Genomic DNA, 17,627 nt, shown 5'->3' on the forward strand with positions numbered 1-17,627 from the left:
CGTTTTTTGATATTTGGCATTCAGCGATGGTCGGTCCTTTAGAGTTCATTCTGGCAGGTGTAATTGTAGGTTTCTGCGTAGGTATTACCGGTGTTGGCGGTGGTTCATTGATGACCCCGATCCTGATTAGCCTGTATAAAATTGAACCTCATATTGCGATTGGCACAGACTTACTATATGCCGCAATTTCAAAATTTTGTGGTTCTTTAGTTCATGCACGTAAAATGAATATCGTATGGACCATTGTTATTTGGCTTGCTGTCGGCAGTATCCCTGCGTCTTTTGCGACCCATTGGGTCCTTGAAAACTATCTGAGCCAATCGACACATTACAAAACCGTATTAACCATGTTTTTGGGTTTTATGCTGACGATTACTGGGATCTCAATTATTTTCCGTGGTCATATTGAAAAATTCTTTAATAAATTTCGAAAAACTGATCAGTTAGATGATATGAGTGCTGATCTGGAGCGTATCAATTTCCAAGCAAAAAATAAGCGTGCATATATCATCATCATGGGCATTATTTTAGGCGTATTCGTTACCCTATCGTCTGTTGGTGCAGGTGCCTTCGGTATTATGGCCTTGGTGCTCATGTTCCCGAACTTACCGATGATTCGTATTATTGGTTCTGACGTCGTACATGCCGTGCTTCTTACACTGGTTGCAGGCTTGGGTCATATGAGCTCAGGTAATGTCGATTTTCATTTATTGGGTTGGTTATTGGTGGGTTCTATTCCTGCAATTGTGGTCGGAACTTTAATCAGCTCACGTTTACCTGAAAAAGTCATTCGTAAAGTCTTAGGCATTACCTTGTTTGTTTTAGGCATGAATTTCATTATTAATCCAGTAAAATCAAAACCTGTTAAAAAACCAACAACTGCAATGTTGATCGCACCGACAGTGAATAGTCAGCAGGTTTAAATTAACTGCCCGATTCATCACTTTTTTTTCAGAGACTTATTGATCTTTTTTATAACATTTGAATGCTATATTCATGTTATATTCGGCTCACGAAACAACCTTTTGTATAATCAAACCAGTGACGGCAATGAATACTTTACAGTCAAATTCTATTACCCAAAACGACATTGATGACGTGAATGTAAAAAGCATTCAGCCTCTTGTTACTCCTGCAGAACTAAAAAAAGAGCTACCTCTGACTGAAACTGCCTATCAAACAGTCCTTAAGGGCCGTGAAACTGTACGTAATATTTTAGATGGAAATGACAAACGTCTTTTTGTTGTCATTGGTCCATGTTCAATTCACGACACAGTCGCTGCACATGATTATGCTGACCGTTTAAAAGTTTTAAGCGACAAAATCCAAGATACGATCTATGTCGTGATGCGAGTGTATTTTGAAAAACCACGTACCACTGTGGGTTGGAAAGGTCTAATTAATGACCCAGACATGAACGACTCTTTCAACATCGAAAAAGGCTTACGTATTGGTCGTAAACTTTTACTTGAATTGAATGAAAAAGGTTTGCCTTGTGCAACTGAAGCGCTCGATCCAAACTCACCACAGTACTACCAAGATCTTATTTCTTGGTCAGCGATTGGTGCGCGTACCACTGAAAGCCAAACACATCGTGAAATGTCTTCTGGCCTTTCTTCACCAGTTGGCTTTAAAAATGGTACAGATGGCGGTTTAACCGTTGCGACCAATGCCATGCAATCTGTTAAACATGGTCATAGCTTCTTGGGCTTAAGCGACCAAGGTCAAGTTTCAGTTATTCGTACCAGTGGTAACCCTTATGCACACGTTGTACTTCGTGGCGGTAACGGTAAACCAAACTACGACGCAGGTTCTGTTGCAGATGCCGAAGCGGCATTAGCCAAAGCAAAAGTTAGTGGCAAAATCATGATTGATACCAGTCATGCAAACTCAAACAAAGACCCGTACTTACAACCCCTTGTTCTGAAAAATATTACTGAACAAATCCTTGACGGAAACAAGTCAATCGTGGGTATTATGGTAGAAAGTCACTTAAAAGGTGGTCGTCAGGATATTCCTGCCAACCTCTGTGACCTCGAATATGGTAAATCAGTGACTGATGGCTGTATCGATTGGGATACGACTGAAAAAGTCTTGTTAGAGATGCATGAAGCACTTAAAGACGTGTTACCGACACGCTAAGTGAATGAAAAACGCCATCTTCAAGATGGCGTTTTACTTTGAAGGATTATTTGTCAGATGAATGAAATCGAAAATGCGTTAAGTCACATTGAAAACTTCCAATATATACATGAACACTTATTAACGTCAGGACAACCATCTCCTTCTGAGCTTCAAACGATCAAAGAATATGGTGTTTCAACGGTTATTAATTTAGCACTGACCGATGCATCCAATCATATCGAGCATGAAGACCGCATTTGCCTAGATCTAGGCCTGAACTACATTCAAGTTCCGATCTCTTGGGATACCCCTTCAGATGATCAATGCCTTTTAGTACTCGATATGATTGACCATTTGGTTCAAGGTCAAACGGTTTGGCTACACTGTGCGAAAAACTTCCGTGTCAGCAGTTTGATGTATTTATATCGTCAATACTATATGGATGTTGATATGCCAAAGGCTCAAGATTTGATGCATCAAATTTGGAAACCCAATGAAACATGGACAGGTTTAATCCATGCGGTTGCCTTACAACTTCAAGGCCGTAAAGCAACTCAAGATTTACAACATGCACTGATCCATCCAGATCATTTTGCGTGAGAAATCAGTACTGTTGCAGTAGAAAGAATACCTTCTTGGCGACCAGTAAACCCTAATTTTTCGGTGGTGGTCGCTTTGATGCTAATTTGTGTAACTTCAACATCCATAACATCTGCGATACTTTGACGCATTTCTAAATTATGTTTTGCTAGTTTAGGGCGCTCACAAGCCACGGTAATATCAGCATTATTAAGTACATATCCACGATCTAAAATCAGTTGGTAGACGTGTTTTAAAAGTACTCGACTATCGGCACCTTTAAATTTTGGATCTGTATCTGGAAAATGCTGACCAATATCTCCAAGTGCCAAAGCACCTAATAATGCATCACAAAGCGCATGCAGTACCACATCACCATCTGAATGTGCTTTGAGTCCATGTGTATGTGGAATTTGAACACCAGCAAGCGTTACAAAGTCACCTTCTTCAAATGCATGCACATCCATGCCCTGACCGATACGAATTTGAGCTATCATGCTTGAGTTCCTTGAGAAAATAATGATTGAAATCTTGTATTCACGCTTTCTATTTCGCTATAGTGTGGGCAAGCGCAACATAGTGAAAGTATAAGCGATCATGCTGTTGAAAACTGAAATAAATATCATCAAAAAATTCGGACTAGTTCTGCTAATAGGTTCTAGCCTAGCGACGTTTACGCATGCAGAAAAGATTGACTGTGATCATGCCAATACTCAGGCAAAAAAAAATTACTGTTCTGACGGTTTTGAAGAACAGCGTGAAAAGTTAGATGGGCTTTTTTTAACGGCGCAGTTGATTACCGATGCCCCTGTACGCTTGCTGATAGATACGCAAAAATTATGGTACAGCCGAGTTCAGCAATGCAAAAACTTGGAGTGTTTTAAACAACAATTCGAGCTTCGCCATGAAGATTTGAATATTTATACCTCAATGAACCAAAGTTTAACGCAGCATTATCTTAAATTTGAAAATGGCCATTTTGCGACATCACCTGTACATTTAAAGGTGCATCAACTAGGCAAAAACAGCATCAAAATAGAAGGCATTGCCTATCGTAATCCGAACAATCGAGTTGAAACACAAACCATTCCATTTTTAGCTTACACAACACCCGAACAAAAAAATCAAATCACCGATAATGAACACGACTGCAAATATCAGTTCAATTACAGTAAAGCCTTACTCTCAGTAAAAACTGAACAAAAAGGCTGTGAACGTTTTGCAGGGATTTATCGTTTATATGATTAAGATCAAATTCGAATGACTTAGATACATCAAAAAAGCCTCAACATTTAGGCTTTTTTGATGTCTACAATATGTCAGTTAAATCGGATGTGTTTGCTGCACTTGCTGGCTGATCATTGCAGCTGTTGCCGCAGATAAGGTCCATCCAAGGTGACCATGCCCAGTATTATAGAAAATATGATCTCGCTTACCAGCATGTACCACTGGCATCATATTGGGCATCATTGGTCGTAAACCCGCCCATGGCACCACATGTTCTGTTGATAGATTAAAATTACGATTTGACCAATCAATTAAGGGCTGAATCCGATCTGCACGAATATCTCGGTTATAGCCATTAAACTCTGCCGTGCCTGCAACACGTAGTCGATTTGCACCTAAGCGTGAAGTCACAATTTTGGCACTTTCATCCAACAGACTTACCCAAGGCGCATTGGCCTGACTTTGTTCATCATTTAAATTTATGGTGATTGAATATCCTTTGACTGGATAGACATTTACGCGGTCACCGAGTTTATGCGCAAGTTCATAACTACCTACGCCACCACAGACCACCACAGCATCTGCTTCAAGTATGGTATTTGCATCAGGATGTTCCATATTTTCATCACTGGCTTTTAACTGAACATTGACACCTTTTGCATGATGTTCAAAGTCAGTCACCTCAAAGCCCCACATATATTTCACATCAAAGCGTTCTGTTGCTTTGGCAAGCTGCGTCGTAAATTTATGGATGTCGCCCGTGGCGTCCCCTGGGCAATAAAATCCACCATAGTATTCACCTGTCAGACTAGGCTCAATGTCACGGATTTCAGCTAATGTCACAGGATGACGCTCTAAGCCACCCTCACAGAGCATATTATTAACTTGAGTCGCCACCTCATAATCATGTTGATTATGAAAGAAATGTAAAATGCCGCGTTTTTCTAAATCAAACTGCAAGTTTTCATGCTCAGCAATTTCAAATAAACGCTGACGTGCCATCAATGCAAGACGGACGGTCTCGTGAGTATTTTCACGGTAATCTTTAATATGCCCCATAAACTCAAAGAGCCATGAATATTTGTGTAGATTAAAACTTGGATTTAATAATAATGGCGCGGTTTTTTGTGACATCCATTTGATGCCTTTCACTACCGTTGCTTTTTGGTTCCAGACTTCAGCATTACACGCTGATAATTGTCCACCATTGGCAAACGACGTTTCCATCGCAGGATAAAGATGTTTATCGACCACAGTGACACGATAACCGAGTAATCCGAGTTCGTAAGCTGTCGTTACCCCAGTAATACCTGCACCAATCACAACAATATGACACATATAGGCTCCTTGGAAATTATATTTCCTATGTTCGCCCCATCTGTCATTGTTACCTGAGAGCTTTGGTTCCTTGCGAAGCAATGTGAACCTTCCCCTTCGGTGAGTAGGTCTAGCCTACTTCTCTCCAGATTTTTATATGATTACAGTCCTTTTGCCTGAGAGTTTCCTGGGGGAACTTGCTCCTTCGGCGAGCACGATCTGTGCTTCTCTCCTGCAATCATCCATTCGTTTTTTATTCGGCATTCATCTTGGTATTGCCTTAGTTAGATATGAGCAATATTTGTACCAAATCTCAAGTCCTATTTGGGTCAATATTGTTAAATAATATTTTTATATCGATTTAAGTTATTAGGTTATAAATTTAAAATCAATTTTTTTATACCTAAATACTTCATCTTTAAAATAAAGGTTTAAAATACTGAATGAAATTTATATCTAGAAAGATTGAAGTTTTATGTCGGATTCTACCCTTTTCTCTTGCTTTGCATCTGTGATCAAAACACATTCTATTGAAGAATTAACTCAAAGTGATTTACTCCGTCTTAAAACTCTGGGAACTATTCAAAGCTTTTATGCACCATTCGAGGCCATAAATCATGATGCAAAAGTGGTCATCGTCGGCATCTGCCCAGGCCAACAACAATGGCGTAATGCATTAATTGCAGCGAAGGACGGCGTAGAGCAGCAATTATCTGAGGAAAACATACTTAAACTTGCCAAGAATAGTGGTGCTTTTAGTGGTCCTATTCGTAAAAATTTAACTCAACTGCTAGATCATATTGGATTACAGAATCAATTAGGCATACAGACCACTGCAGAGCTATTTAGCAATCATCAAGATATGGTGCAAATGTGTTCGGTTTTACAGCAATGTATTTTGGTCAATGGAAAAAATTATGCAGGCTCAACGCCCGCAATGTTGAAAAATGAATTATTAAAACAACATATTGATGATTATTTTATTCCTATGATTCAACAGCTTCCGAACGCAATTTATATTCCGCTAGGCAAAGGTGTAGATGAGGTTTTAAATTATGTAAGCAGCTTAGGCTATTTAAAAGATCAGCAGATTTTAGCAGGACTTCCCCATCCATCGGGTGCGAATGCTGAACGGATCAAATATTTTTTAGGCGAAAAACCACGTGACCAATTGTCTCGACAAACCAATCCCGAGCAGATTGATAGCGCAAAATCACAGATCTTACTTAAGTTATCTAAATTTCAATGAAATAAGATTTACATCACTTAATAATATTTTTTATTTGAATATCGACCACTTATATCAAAGCAGTGCTCAAACAAAACTAGAAAAGTGTGATGTATTTTACTTTTTTGTTTTTTCTGTGTGAATATGCGCCAAAATAAATATTGCTTATAAAAATAACGCTAACATGGAAAAACACATGAAAAATTATTTAGTTCTAGGATTTACACTCCTACTACTCACAGGTTGTATTACCGTACCTAAAAATAAACCTGAAACCAGAACATTAAAGCTGAATGGTGTCAATACCGTTGAAAACAGTAACGTAATCCAACGAACCATTACTCGAGGTCAATTACTGTGTGAAACTGGACAAAAATGTCCTGAACTTGCAATTGATTAGCAAAAGAATAAAGGTGAGTATGCACTTTCACTGCATTCTTATGATCAACAGCAGCTTGATATGAATGAAATATCTTTTGTGATCGACGGCAAAGTATTGTCTTATCCTGCAATAGGTCAAACAAATTATCGTCGCTTAGATAATTCAAATGTGATTGATTCTTCTAATACCGTGATGATCCCAGATACTGTGCTTAAACAATTCTGTGACGCAAAAGATATTGCGGTGATTATGAATACCAACCAAGGTGAAATCGCACACTATATGCTAAAAAACCAAAAATCATCAGATGCCTACCGACTATTTTTACGTGCTTACTCTTAAGCCCAAATAGTCTAAAATCAAAATCCCAAAAGTTAGTGTATGTTTTTTGGGGATTTTTTATTCATCTCGCTTTATAAATTGATCAAATGCATCACATGGTCTTTATTTTATTCGTTTAATTAATTGTTTAATTGTCAGTTCACAAATCGGTTGACCTACCTCTAGATGAAGAGGATAGGCTTGATTTTCATCTGTAAGCTTATAGCCACGTCGTTGATAATATTTTATTAATTCTAAACGCCGATCAATCACATACATCACAAATTCTTCAACATTGGGTTCAATCAACATCGCTTGCTGTTCTGCAAATTGCAATAATTTTTTTCCTAAGCCCTGATCTTGCTCATTTGGATGAATTGCAAAATGACCAATTTCACAGCTCTTCCCCTGCATTTGAATACCAATACACCCCATGATCTGCGCATGTACCGACTCAATCACATATAAATGAAAATCCCTTTTTTGTAAGAGTTGACTGAGTTGAGACACATTTATTCGATTTCCTCGAACAATATGATGTTCTGTCGTCCAACTCTTGGGATGATTTTCCCGATAGGCTGTATTCATTAAGCTTTCAAGCTGCTGAATATCACCAAGTAAAGCATTTCGTATATTCATATTTTTTTGCTATTTATTTTCATAGGCCTAGTTTACCGAAATAAAAAAACCAGACAATTGTCTGGTTTTTTTATGCAATTTTCTCATCAGTGTGACTTGCTAAAGCTATTCACCAACCGCGTTCGGAACAAAGCAGCGCTTTGTTATTTATCCACTGTGACTCGCTAACGCTACTCACCAACCGCGTTCGGAACAAAGCAACGCTTTGTTATTTATACACTGTGACTTGCTAAAGCTATTCACTAACCGCGTTCGGAACAAAGCAACGCTTTGTTATTTATCCACTGTGACTCGCTAACGCTATTCACTAACCGCGTTCGGAACAAAGCAACGCTTTGTTATTTATCTACTGTGACTCGCTAACGCTACTCACCAACCGCGTTCGGAACAAAGCAGCGCTTTGTTTCCTCACTTGGGTTCAATTGGGGCAAATGGTGCGACTACATCCGCATTTTGTGCGCGGTTACGCATGAAGTGATCCATAAGCACAATTGCCAACATCGCCTCTGCAATTGGTGTCGCACGAACACCGACACAAGGATCATGGCGACCTTTGGTCAACACATCTGTATCTTCACGATTAATCGTAATGGTTTTACCCGGCGTAGTAATGGAAGCTGTTGGTTTCAAGGCGATCGCAACACGAATGTCCTGACCACTCGAAATACCACCCAAAATGCCGCCAGCATGGTTTGCCAAGAAACCATCCGTAGTTAACTCATCACGGGTTTCATGACCAAACTGCTCGGCAACACCAAAGCCATCACCAATTTCAACACCTTTTACAGCGTTGATGGACATCATAGCATGTGCAATATCTGCATCTAAACGATCAAATACAGGCTCGCCCCAGCCAACTGGCACTTGTGTCGCAATAATTTCCAGTTTAGCGCCACAGCTCGTTCCTTGTTCACGAAGTGACGTTACTAGAGCTTCAAAACGTGGGACGGCATCTGCATCACCACAGAAAAATGGGTTATTCGGAACTTCATTCCAGTCCAATTTCTGTGCTTTTTCGGTACCAATTTGCGTTACATGACCACGAATTTCGATGCCGAATTTCTCAAACAAGTATTTTTTAGCAATCGCACCTGCAGCAACACGCATCGCAGTTTCACGAGCACTCGAACGGCCACCACCACGATAATCACGGAAACCATACTTATGTGTATACGTATAGTCTGCATGACCCGGACGGAAGGTTTGCGCAATGTTGCCATAATCTTTTGATTTTTGATCTGTATTACGGATCAATAGACCAATCGATGTGCCCGTCGTTTTGCCTTCAAATACGCCTGAAATAATTTCAACTTCATCGGGTTCTTTACGCTGAGTTGCAAACTTAGATGTGCCCGGCTTACGACGATCCAGATCCTTTTGCAAATCGGCTTCAGTCAGTTCAATACCCGGTGGAACCCCATCCACAATGGCCATCAGACCAACGCCATGAGATTCACCACAAGTCGTTACACGGAAGAGTTGCCCTATACTATTACCTGCCATGTCAAACGACTCCTTATGCTTGAACAGATTGAATGAATAAATCTCGGTATTCGCGGCATTGAGCAGCAGTCAATGCAAAGATACCTGTACCGCCTTTTTGGAACTGTAACCAGTAAAAATCAACGGTATTGAAGTTTTGACGCATTGCCCATTCTGAGTTACCCACTTCGATCACAATTAAGCCATCTTCAGTCAGGTAATCTGCAGCTTGTGCCAACATTTTACGCACAAGATCCAAACCATCTTGACCCGCAGCAAGCGCCATTTCAGGTTCATGGTGGAATTCTTCTGGTAAATCTGCCATGTCTTCAGCATCCACATATGGTGGATTCGACACGATTAAATCATATTGATTTTCTGCTGGAATTTTGGCGAATAAATCAGACTCAAGTAAAGCCACTTGATATTGTTTATTGTGGTGTTCACAGTTAATTTGCGCCACTTCAAGTGCATCTTTAGACAAATCTGTTGCATCAACCTCAGCGTCTGGGAATGCATAAGCTAAAGCAATCGCGATACAACCCGAACCCGTACACATATCTAAAATGCGCTGAGGAGTTTTTGGATTGGTATTTTCAGGTAGATTATTAACCGCAGCACCCATTTCGCCATTTTCGCCTAAACAATAAGGTGCAAAACGGTTTTCAATTAACTCTGCAATTGGAGAACGTGGAATTAGTACACGTTCATCAACATAAAATGGCTTACCAAAGAAATACGACAAGTTTAGTAAATAAGACGTCGGAACTTTTTCATTAATACGACGTTCTAACAATGCTAAAAATTCTGCAACTTCACTTGGCAATAATTTCGCATCTAAGATTTCCGCATCTGCATTCCAATCTAGAGATAACGTTTGTAAAACCAATGCTGAGCTTTCAGCAAAATAGTCTTCTGTACCTTGTCCTAAGTGGGCATCATATTGACGTAAAGCTGTTACCCCAAAGCGGATATAATCACGAATTGTAGATAGGTTTTCAGCTGCTTCCTGTAAATGTTCAGGGCTAATAGTCGGTCGATCCACTTAAGGCGTCTCCAGTTCATAATTTTTAAAACACCCTATGATACCTTGTTTTAATGCTATTTATAATAAAAATACGGCATTATTCACCGCTTGAAAGCATTTCATAACCGTATATATGAGGTCTGATACATTCGCTGAAATGAAATGTGTACTTTATGCCTTTCTTCAGCATTCTATAAAATCTAATTAGATGAAAATTACGAATAAAAACCAATTCAAGCTCAATTGTTTAGCAATTTGTACTTGATCCTAAGCTTTAATTTCTTAAAATCATCCCCATACAAACAGTTAAATTTTAAATGCGGAGCTCCAATGAGCTATAAGCACAATAACCTCATGGCTATGCGTCAAAGCTATTGGGAAGACACTCAGTCTTTAAACGTGCAAAATGAAAAGGCATTTTTTCAGCAACTGCTGATCGAACATCAAGTTTTCCCTGATCCGAGTTTAGAAAACGCTCGTACCCTATTTTTTAGCTTACCGAGCATTATTATTGTCAAAGGTTATGCTGCCGGATTTAAAGACGAATCTGTCCAACACCTTATTCATCAACATATTGAAGAACATAAAGCGGCATTGATGCAAAACGATACGGTAAAAATCAAATATCGTTTATAGTTTTCTTTTCCAATGTGCCTGTCTACGTGGCATCTTGCTTAAGTTTGCAAATGCTTACTGCATATTCAGTAAGTTGAACTATTTTAATACGTTAAGAAACGTTAAAATTAGCTACAATGTATTTTTCTGCGAATTGCTGATTAAAGGATTTAATTTACATGTCAGATCAGAACGATAAGCTCAAACACTTGAAAACGTCTTCTATGGATCGACGCTTATCTATCGCAAAGGCATCGCTACTTGCGGGAACTCGTTGGGCAGCATCAAACGCCACTTCTATTTTTTCGAGTGAAGAAGAAAAAGAGAAAAAGCGTAAAAAAGCCATGAAAGATCAGGCTGAATATCTCGTCGCAGAAATTGGTAAATTAAAAGGTTCAATTGTAAAAATTGGGCAAATGATGGCGTTGTATGGTGAACATTTTCTGCCTGAAGAAATCACCCAAGCCCTCAACACGCTGAACAATCAAACAGTTGCATTGGCATGGCCAGCCATCAAAGTCCAATTACAAAATCAACTTGGCTCAAAGCTTGATGATCTCGTGATTGATCATGAGCCACTTGGCACAGCATCTCTGGCACAGGTTCACCGTGCAAAACGCAAATCTGATGGTTTAGAACTGGTTTTAAAAATCCAGTATCCGGGTGTGGCAGATGCAATCGATTCGGATATGAATCTATTCAAAAACATGCTCAAACTGACACGAATGGTTCCTCAAACGCGTGAATTTGATCAGTGGTTTGATGAAGTTCGTGAAATGATGCATCGTGAAGTAAATTATAAAATCGAAGCAGATACCACTCGCCGTTTTGCTGCACGCTTAAAAGAAGACCCGCGCTATATCGTGCCGCAAATCATTGATGGTTATTCAACACCTCAAGTGCTGTGTATGACTTTTGAACGTGGTGTACCGATTAACAGCCCAGTAATGCTGTCACTTCCTCAAGAGCGTCGCAATGCCTTAGGTGAAGCATCACTTGAGATTGCCGTACGTGAAATTTTTGAATGGGGTGAAATGCAAACCGACCCTAACTTCGGAAACTATTTGGTGCGTTTGGGCAATGGTGCGGATGTACCAGATAAAATCGTACTCCTCGACTTTGGTGCAATCCGTCAGTTCGATGAGCATCTATTAGGCGTTGCACGTAATTTGATTACCGCGGGTTATCACCATAGCGCTGAGCAAATGGTCAAAGCGATGACAGGTTATGAGTTCTTTGATGGTATTCCACAAAGTATTAAACCCGATATGGCCAAAGTCTTTCTGTTAGCAACAGAGGCATTTAGTAGCACTGAAAATAACCCAAACATCCCTGCTGGTGTTATGGACGAACAACAACGCTATGACTGGAAAAAAAGCCAATTACATAGCCGTGTAATGCAACAAGCTTCAAAATCGATGGCATCTCGCTACTTCTCAGTTCCACCTAAAGAGTTTATGTTTATCAGCCGTAAATTTATCGGTGCATATACCTTTATGACCGTCATTGAAGCGAAAACCAATGTTCGTCGTATGATTCAAAAATATCAATAATCACTCAATGCACACTTCAAGACTTGGCTGACTCAAATGTCAGCCAAGTCAATTTTAAAATAAAAATCCTTTTAAGCCTTTTTACTTTTCTATTCTTAATTAATTATTTAGCTATCAAATCCCACCTAATCTCGCCGTTTATCTTTGACAATCATGCATGTCATTTATGACATGGTTTTTCTATCTTTGGCATGTCAGCATTAAATAAGAACAACGCAAATGGAAAACAACAATGACCAATATGGTAAACAAGGCACAAGGATTTGGACTCTCACTTTTAACTAAAATTGCCGGAAGTGATGTACTCGATCAGTTTAAACTGCGCAAATTTGTTGAAAAATCTTTGTATCAAAGCTCAAAAGCTGGTTTTAAAACCCTGAGCCAGACGCAAAAAGTATTTCAGACCAACAAAGATGTGCATAAGCAACGTTTGCCTAATCAACAAAAATCATTATTTGATTTAAACCTGACTGAAGAACAACAAATGACTGCTGATGCGATGCAGCAGTTTGCCACAGAAGTCTTGTATCCACTTGCTCATCAAGCCGATCAAGAGGAAAGATTTCCTGAAGCGTTATGGCAACATATCCAAGATCTAGGTCTAAATTATTATGCCTTACCTGAAGATTTGGGTGGCGTCGCGGCAGAAAAAAATATCATTAGCAATATCTTAATTGCTGAACAATTGGCTGAAGGTGACTTTAGTTTAACAGCAGGTTTACTGTCGACGTTTAGCTGTATCAACGCCATTACCCAATGGGGTTCCGAATCTGTTCAAGCAACCTACTTAGCGGCATTTGCAGATGATTCAGCCCTACGTGCAAGCTTTGCGGTTCAAGAGGCAACAGCGGCATTTAATCCCTATCAACTTAAAACTCACGCGATTGCTGATGGCCAGCAGTATAAAATCAGTGGGGAGAAAACCTTAGTCCTTCTAGGCGAACAGGCAGATGTGCTGTTAGTGAGTGCCATGCTCAATGGACAGCCTGAAGTTTTTATTGTGCAACGCGACCAGAGCATTAGCGCAAAAAAAACACCTGCTATGGGTTTGAAAGCCACTGAAACGGTAACTTTAAAATTTGATCAGACCCCTGCCCAACGCTTAGGAGATCAAGATTTCAATTACACCTCATTTATCGATCTTGGCAACTTAATGTGGTGTGCCATGGCTGTTGGCACCGCAACTGCAGTCAAAAAATATTGCATTCAATATGCAAACGAACGTACAGCTTTTGGAGAGCCAATTTCGCACCGTCAAAGTGTGGCATTTATGATTGCAGATATGGCAATCGAAATTGATGCCATGCATATGCTCATCCTCAATGCAGCAAGCCTAGCCGAAGCCGGCAAGCCTTTTCATCGTGAAGCCTATTTAGCTCGCGTGCTATGTGCTGAAAAATCGATGAAAATTGGGACCGATGGCGTGCAAATATTAGGTGGTCACGGCTTTACCAAAGAACATCCCGTAGAACGTTGGTATCGAGACTTACGTGCCACAGCGATTCTTCAATCTGGCTTGCATGCTTAATTCAGCAAAATAAAAACAAGGAAATGTCCATGAACTTACAAAATCCGAAAAAATTTAAATTGCTGATCGACCAAGCCCATGAAGTCGCATTAAATGTTCTACGTCCTATTTCACGTAAATATGACAAAGCCGAACATGCCTATCCTAAAGAGTTAGACATGTTATCTTCCCTCGTCGACGGTATGAATGATGGCGGAGATGGCATGAATGCAGGTGCTGCCGTCAATAAACGTGGTGACACAGACACTGGTAATAAAAACGGTGTCAATATGTCGACAGCCCTCAGTATCATCGAGATGTGCTATGGAGATACAGGCCTGTTGCTCAGTATGCCTCGACAAGGGCTTGGAAATTCGGCTATTGCAGCAGTAGCCAATGATGAACAACTAGAACGCTTAAAAGGAACTTGGGCCGCTATGGCCATTACAGAACCCAATTGCGGCTCTGATTCTGCTGCTATTCGGACAACAGCGACGAAAGATGGCGATGAATACATTCTCAATGGGGAAAAAATCTTTGTCACCTCGGGTGAGCGTGCTGATTCCGTGGTGGTTTGGGCAACGCTAGATAAAAAATTAGGCCGTGCAGCGATTAAATCCTTTGTTGTTGAAAAAGGTACGCTGGGCATGACTGTAGAACGCCTAGAACATAAATTGGGTATTAAAGCTTCTGATACGGCTGCCATTAGCTTTGTAGATTGTCGTGTCCCTGCTGCAAACTTATTAGGCAATGCTGAAATTGATGTAGCAAAGGGTTTTGCTGGGGTTATGGAAACTTTTGATAATACTCGCCCACTCGTTGCCGCGATGGCTATTGGCTGTGCCAAGGCATCTTTAGAGCGAATTAAAGAAATCTTTAAAGATGAATTAGATGAGCAGTATTCAACACCGATCTTACAAAGCTCGAATATTGCTGCACAAATATATCGAATGGAAGCAGACTGGGAAGCAGCACGTCTCCTCATGCTCAAAGCCGCATGGATGGCCGACAACAAAAAACCAAACTCACGTGAAGCATCCATCGCTAAAGCAAAAGCAGGCCGTGTAGGTAATGAAATCACGTTAAAGTGTGTAGAACTCGCAGCGGCTGTCGGCTATAGCGAAGATGAATTATTAGAAAAATGGGCACGTGATTCAAAAATCCTCGATATATTTGAAGGCACACAGCAAATTCAACAATTAATCGTTGCACGTCGTGAACTGGGTAAAAGTTCAAGCGAATTAAAGTAATTTTTTGCTTGAGTAATTTTAAACTTAGAGATGGATTTTTTTATAGGATCAGTCTATAAACAATCCATCTTTTTGTTTTTCGATGATTATGTTTCAGATCCGACCACTTCAACTTGAAGACAATGTAAGCATTGCCAATGTCATTCGCACAGTTTCCAAAGAATTTGGATTAGCGCCAGAGTCAGGATTTGCTGTTGCAGATCCAATTTTAGATGATTTATATCACGTTTATGCACAAGCAAATGCACAATATTGGGTTATTGAAAATCCACACGGTACAATTTTAGGTGGTGGCGGCCTTTCTCCTTTAGCTGGAGACTCAAGCATTTTAGAAATCCAAAAAATGTATTTTATGCCTGAATTACGTGGTCATGGCTTAGCCAAAGATATTTTAGAACTTTGTTTTCAATTCGCCAAAGATCATAATTTTAAAGCGTGTTATTTAGAAACTACACATACACTTGGACAAGCGGTAAAACTCTATGAAAAAGTAGGATTTCAACATTTACAAGCTCCCAAGGGCAATACAGGTCATAGCCAAGCATGCGAAATTTGGATGCTTAAAACGCTTTAAACTCAGATTCCACTAATACCTCTGAAAAGAGTTATAGCTTTTCCAAATAGGGATATTTAATGAGTGGATATTCTAGTTTTTTATAACTAAAGTTCTCGGGATTTGAATGCCCCACAATCTTAAGTAAGAATGTAAAGAGAGAAATACTGACTCAATTAACACGATCTGTTTTTCTCTCTTCACTTAAAAAATCATGTAATTTGAGTACATTTCCATCAATTCTTACAATTTCACTGTACAGAGCATCTTAAGAAAATATTGACCTCTAAGTCTCCAGTTCATAATATCGCTTTAGAAATTACACTTAGCCATGATTATTTTAAAGTGAATATAAATGCAGAATGTACTGAATAAAACTCGCCTTTCAACTCGTCTTTCGTCGCTCCTAAACGCTCACAACTTAAAGTTTTCAACTGTTATTATATCTGTAACCCTGATTTCTGGATGTTCATCACTAGGTGGTGGCTCTGTAGAAAAACGTGCAGTTAAACTTTCATCAGGGATCCAAAAGGCCTATTCAGTCAATCCTGAAACTGCAAATCGAGTGTCACCCTACATTGTGCAAACTGCCGATCAATACAACTTAGATCCTTTACTACTGGCTGCCGTTATTCGCCAAGAATCAACTTTCCGCCCTTATGTCAGTTCTCCTGCAGGTGCAGTCGGTTTAACTCAGGTGATGCCACGTTATTGGCAAGCAACATGCCCTGGGGATTTATATGACGAATTAACCAATATTAATTGTGGGTCATTTATTTTAACTAAATATAAAAATGCGGCAGGTAGTATTCCAAAAGCTTTAGCCTACTATAATGTCGGACCTACTGCTTATAACACCAATCGAAAAATGAAAAAACAAGGCAAACGTTATGCAAAACAAGTTAAAGAACATCAAAATAATTTAAAAAGTTCCTTATAATTTCTAAAAATTTAATCTTTTATTTAACCATATAGACCTAACTAAGCTTAAGAGGATAAATTTTGTTAGGTCTAATCTCTTCAATTATTTCATAGATTGACGCATTTTATCTTCATCAAAATATTGCGCAAATGATGCAATACGTTTTTCAACAATTGGATTTTTCATCAGATTTTCAGCTGCACGATTTCCCAATAGTTCAAATGCTTTACCTAGAGCATTTGTTCCTTCATTTTCTGTAACAGCTTTGATTTCAGCATTACAACGTTTAGTAAATAAATCTTGAAATAGAATAGCCATATTTTTATCAATTTTTTGTATCTCAACTGGCGTTACTTTACTATATTTAGAAATTTCTGGATGTGCTGAAAATGCCAAATAAATCCAAGCTGTTAAGTTCTGACTCTCTTTTGCTGAAATTTTATTTACCAAACATTCACTTAGTTTACCCTGATACACACCGGCTGTAGTATTGAAAGAAACAAATGCAAATAAAACTGTAGCTAATAATTTTTTTAAAAACATCTTAAATACCCTATATATTATTAAAGAGACAAACGATTTTATTATATTGATTTATTACACATTTTCATTAGCAAAACATTTTAAATGATATAAAAGAGTTCTAGACGAGTTTATTGTTGATCGGCCTTATTCTTTTTAAATATCTATCATTTCCCTGTTTTTTCTTCTGCTTTTCTTATTATTTTTTTCTTCCCTTTTCATCACGCATAAAAAAACACCCCCTGACTAGTGCAGGGGGTGTTTCGAATAATGAGCTGGCGATGACTTACTCTCACATGGGTAACCCCACACTACCATCAGCGCTAAGAGGTTTCACTTCTGAGTTCGGGAAGGGATCAGGTGGTTCACTCTTGCTATT

The 17,627-nt window shown here is 39.2% G+C and carries 19 protein-coding genes, 1 rRNA gene and 1 riboswitch; of the genes, 13 read left to right on the forward strand and 7 right to left on the reverse strand.

Annotated features, from left to right (window positions below):
- The first annotated feature begins 26 nt into the window (after window positions 1–26).
- The 3 genes from FTU06_RS07975 to FTU06_RS07985 all read left to right on the forward strand — a co-directional run bounded on the left by FTU06_RS07975 (window position 27) and on the right by FTU06_RS07985 (window position 2,724).
- Window positions 27–923, forward strand: coding sequence for a sulfite exporter TauE/SafE family protein (locus FTU06_RS07975; protein WP_180124037.1), 897 nt, complete (start codon window positions 27–29; stop codon window positions 921–923).
- A gap of 127 nt (window positions 924–1,050) precedes the next feature.
- On the forward strand, window positions 1,051–2,142 hold the full coding sequence (locus FTU06_RS07980; protein WP_143221612.1) for a 3-deoxy-7-phosphoheptulonate synthase: 1,092 nt from the start codon (window positions 1,051–1,053) through the stop codon (window positions 2,140–2,142).
- A 57-nt stretch (window positions 2,143–2,199) separates the two neighbouring features.
- A complete protein-coding gene (locus FTU06_RS07985) occupies window positions 2,200–2,724 on the forward strand; it encodes a protein tyrosine phosphatase family protein (protein WP_180054898.1) in 525 nt (174 codons plus the stop codon).
- Here the strand turns inward: FTU06_RS07985 and ispF are convergent.
- Window positions 2,712–3,200 (reverse strand): 2-C-methyl-D-erythritol 2,4-cyclodiphosphate synthase, encoded by a 489-nt coding sequence (gene ispF / locus FTU06_RS07990; protein ID WP_168378679.1) that lies wholly within the window; start codon window positions 3,198–3,200, stop codon window positions 2,712–2,714. The two genes, FTU06_RS07985 and ispF, sit on opposite strands and share 13 nt — an antisense overlap.
- 100 nt (window positions 3,201–3,300) lie before the next feature.
- Here ispF and FTU06_RS07995 point away from each other — a divergent pair, with 100 nt between their 5' ends.
- On the forward strand, window positions 3,301–3,951 hold the full coding sequence (locus tag FTU06_RS07995; protein WP_180145942.1) for a hypothetical protein: 651 nt from the start codon (window positions 3,301–3,303) through the stop codon (window positions 3,949–3,951).
- A gap of 75 nt (window positions 3,952–4,026) precedes the next feature.
- Here FTU06_RS07995 and FTU06_RS08000 read toward each other — a convergent pair whose 3' ends face one another.
- Window positions 4,027–5,268: a D-amino acid dehydrogenase gene (locus tag FTU06_RS08000; protein ID WP_180145945.1), complete on the reverse strand. Its 1,242-nt coding sequence runs from the start codon at window positions 5,266–5,268 to the stop codon at window positions 4,027–4,029.
- 133 nt (window positions 5,269–5,401) lie between these two features.
- Window positions 5,402–5,492, reverse strand: a riboswitch (glycine riboswitch).
- 230 nt (window positions 5,493–5,722) lie between these two features.
- On the opposite strand from FTU06_RS08000, the gene FTU06_RS08005 reads away from it, so the two are divergent.
- From FTU06_RS08005 to FTU06_RS16840, 3 genes are all read left to right on the forward strand, one after another.
- Window positions 5,723–6,496 carry a hypothetical protein gene (locus FTU06_RS08005; protein WP_180005657.1) on the forward strand — a complete coding sequence of 258 codons (774 nt, stop codon included), beginning with the start codon at window positions 5,723–5,725 and terminating at the stop codon, window positions 6,494–6,496.
- A 175-nt stretch (window positions 6,497–6,671) separates the two neighbouring features.
- Window positions 6,672–6,875, forward strand: a complete 204-nt coding sequence (locus FTU06_RS16835) for a hypothetical protein (protein WP_257222271.1) — start codon at window positions 6,672–6,674, stop codon at window positions 6,873–6,875.
- A gap of 60 nt (window positions 6,876–6,935) precedes the next feature.
- Entirely contained in the window at window positions 6,936–7,199 is a 264-nt protein-coding gene (locus FTU06_RS16840; RefSeq protein ID WP_252725827.1) for a hypothetical protein, read from the forward strand.
- Between the two features lie 102 nt (window positions 7,200–7,301).
- On the opposite strand, the gene FTU06_RS08015 is transcribed toward FTU06_RS16840, so the two are convergent.
- The 3 genes from FTU06_RS08015 to prmB all read right to left on the reverse strand — a co-directional run bounded on the left by FTU06_RS08015 (window position 7,302) and on the right by prmB (window position 10,344).
- The gene (locus FTU06_RS08015) at window positions 7,302–7,817 is read right to left on the reverse strand and encodes a GNAT family N-acetyltransferase (RefSeq protein WP_168378683.1); all 516 of its coding nucleotides are present in this window, start codon (window positions 7,815–7,817) and stop codon (window positions 7,302–7,304) included.
- Window positions 7,818–8,225: 408 nt separating this feature from the next.
- Window positions 8,226–9,320 (reverse strand): chorismate synthase, encoded by a 1,095-nt coding sequence (gene aroC / locus FTU06_RS08020; protein ID WP_180009499.1) that lies wholly within the window; start codon window positions 9,318–9,320, stop codon window positions 8,226–8,228.
- A 13-nt stretch (window positions 9,321–9,333) separates the two neighbouring features.
- On the reverse strand, window positions 9,334–10,344 hold the full coding sequence (prmB, locus tag FTU06_RS08025; protein WP_180145947.1) for a 50S ribosomal protein L3 N(5)-glutamine methyltransferase: 1,011 nt from the start codon (window positions 10,342–10,344) through the stop codon (window positions 9,334–9,336).
- Window positions 10,345–10,656: 312 nt separating this feature from the next.
- Between prmB and FTU06_RS08030 the strand changes: the two genes are divergently transcribed.
- From FTU06_RS08030 to FTU06_RS08055, 6 genes are all read left to right on the forward strand, one after another.
- Window positions 10,657–10,962, forward strand: coding sequence for a hypothetical protein (locus FTU06_RS08030; RefSeq protein ID WP_078193872.1), 306 nt, complete (start codon window positions 10,657–10,659; stop codon window positions 10,960–10,962).
- Between the two features lie 158 nt (window positions 10,963–11,120).
- Complete coding sequence (locus FTU06_RS08035; protein WP_180089955.1) at window positions 11,121–12,494, forward strand: AarF/ABC1/UbiB kinase family protein; 1,374 nt, start codon at window positions 11,121–11,123, stop codon at window positions 12,492–12,494.
- A gap of 241 nt (window positions 12,495–12,735) precedes the next feature.
- The gene (locus tag FTU06_RS08040) at window positions 12,736–14,022 is read left to right on the forward strand and encodes an acyl-CoA dehydrogenase family protein (RefSeq protein WP_171263801.1); all 1,287 of its coding nucleotides are present in this window, start codon (window positions 12,736–12,738) and stop codon (window positions 14,020–14,022) included.
- A 29-nt stretch (window positions 14,023–14,051) separates the two neighbouring features.
- Window positions 14,052–15,251 carry an acyl-CoA dehydrogenase family protein gene (locus FTU06_RS08045; RefSeq protein ID WP_180009497.1) on the forward strand — a complete coding sequence of 400 codons (1,200 nt, stop codon included), beginning with the start codon at window positions 14,052–14,054 and terminating at the stop codon, window positions 15,249–15,251.
- A gap of 88 nt (window positions 15,252–15,339) precedes the next feature.
- A complete protein-coding gene (locus tag FTU06_RS08050) occupies window positions 15,340–15,825 on the forward strand; it encodes a GNAT family N-acetyltransferase (RefSeq protein ID WP_180089959.1) in 486 nt (161 codons plus the stop codon).
- A gap of 334 nt (window positions 15,826–16,159) precedes the next feature.
- Complete coding sequence (locus tag FTU06_RS08055; protein WP_180089961.1) at window positions 16,160–16,744, forward strand: lytic transglycosylase domain-containing protein; 585 nt, start codon at window positions 16,160–16,162, stop codon at window positions 16,742–16,744.
- Between the two features lie 84 nt (window positions 16,745–16,828).
- Here FTU06_RS08055 and FTU06_RS08060 read toward each other — a convergent pair whose 3' ends face one another.
- The gene (locus FTU06_RS08060; protein ID WP_180009496.1) at window positions 16,829–17,269 is read right to left on the reverse strand and encodes a hypothetical protein; all 441 of its coding nucleotides are present in this window, start codon (window positions 17,267–17,269) and stop codon (window positions 16,829–16,831) included.
- A 252-nt stretch (window positions 17,270–17,521) separates the two neighbouring features.
- Window positions 17,522–17,627, reverse strand: a 5S ribosomal RNA gene (gene rrf, locus FTU06_RS08065); the annotation flags it as partial.

The sequence above is a fragment of the Acinetobacter sp. YH12052 genome, assembly GCF_013419835.1.
GTDB classification, from domain to species: domain Bacteria; phylum Pseudomonadota; class Gammaproteobacteria; order Pseudomonadales; family Moraxellaceae; genus Acinetobacter; species Acinetobacter amyesii.

What these genes read in the sequence shown, in the direction of transcription:
- FTU06_RS08035 (WP_180089955.1), top strand. Translation starts at nt 11,121, where the DNA reads ATGTCAGATCAGAACGATAAGCTCAAACACTTGAAAACGTCTTCTATG.
- FTU06_RS16840 (WP_252725827.1), top strand. Translation starts at nt 6,936, where the DNA reads ATGAATGAAATATCTTTTGTGATCGACGGCAAAGTATTGTCTTATCCT.
- FTU06_RS08015 (WP_168378683.1), bottom strand. Translation starts at nt 7,817, where the DNA reads ATGAATATACGAAATGCTTTACTTGGTGATATTCAGCAGCTTGAAAGC.
- FTU06_RS08045 (WP_180009497.1), top strand. Translation starts at nt 14,052, where the DNA reads ATGAACTTACAAAATCCGAAAAAATTTAAATTGCTGATCGACCAAGCC.
- FTU06_RS08050 (WP_180089959.1), top strand. Translation starts at nt 15,340, where the DNA reads ATGTTTCAGATCCGACCACTTCAACTTGAAGACAATGTAAGCATTGCC.
- FTU06_RS07980 (WP_143221612.1), top strand. Translation starts at nt 1,051, where the DNA reads ATGAATACTTTACAGTCAAATTCTATTACCCAAAACGACATTGATGAC.
- FTU06_RS08000 (WP_180145945.1), bottom strand. Translation starts at nt 5,268, where the DNA reads ATGTGTCATATTGTTGTGATTGGTGCAGGTATTACTGGGGTAACGACA.
- FTU06_RS07975 (WP_180124037.1), top strand. Translation starts at nt 27, where the DNA reads ATGGTCGGTCCTTTAGAGTTCATTCTGGCAGGTGTAATTGTAGGTTTC.
- aroC (WP_180009499.1), bottom strand. Translation starts at nt 9,320, where the DNA reads ATGGCAGGTAATAGTATAGGGCAACTCTTCCGTGTAACGACTTGTGGT.
- FTU06_RS08060 (WP_180009496.1), bottom strand. Translation starts at nt 17,269, where the DNA reads ATGTTTTTAAAAAAATTATTAGCTACAGTTTTATTTGCATTTGTTTCT.
- FTU06_RS07985 (WP_180054898.1), top strand. Translation starts at nt 2,200, where the DNA reads ATGAATGAAATCGAAAATGCGTTAAGTCACATTGAAAACTTCCAATAT.
- FTU06_RS16835 (WP_257222271.1), top strand. Translation starts at nt 6,672, where the DNA reads ATGAAAAATTATTTAGTTCTAGGATTTACACTCCTACTACTCACAGGT.
- ispF (WP_168378679.1), bottom strand. Translation starts at nt 3,200, where the DNA reads ATGATAGCTCAAATTCGTATCGGTCAGGGCATGGATGTGCATGCATTT.
- FTU06_RS08030 (WP_078193872.1), top strand. Translation starts at nt 10,657, where the DNA reads ATGAGCTATAAGCACAATAACCTCATGGCTATGCGTCAAAGCTATTGG.
- FTU06_RS08040 (WP_171263801.1), top strand. Translation starts at nt 12,736, where the DNA reads ATGGTAAACAAGGCACAAGGATTTGGACTCTCACTTTTAACTAAAATT.
- FTU06_RS07995 (WP_180145942.1), top strand. Translation starts at nt 3,301, where the DNA reads ATGCTGTTGAAAACTGAAATAAATATCATCAAAAAATTCGGACTAGTT.
- FTU06_RS08055 (WP_180089961.1), top strand. Translation starts at nt 16,160, where the DNA reads ATGCAGAATGTACTGAATAAAACTCGCCTTTCAACTCGTCTTTCGTCG.
- FTU06_RS08005 (WP_180005657.1), top strand. Translation starts at nt 5,723, where the DNA reads ATGTCGGATTCTACCCTTTTCTCTTGCTTTGCATCTGTGATCAAAACA.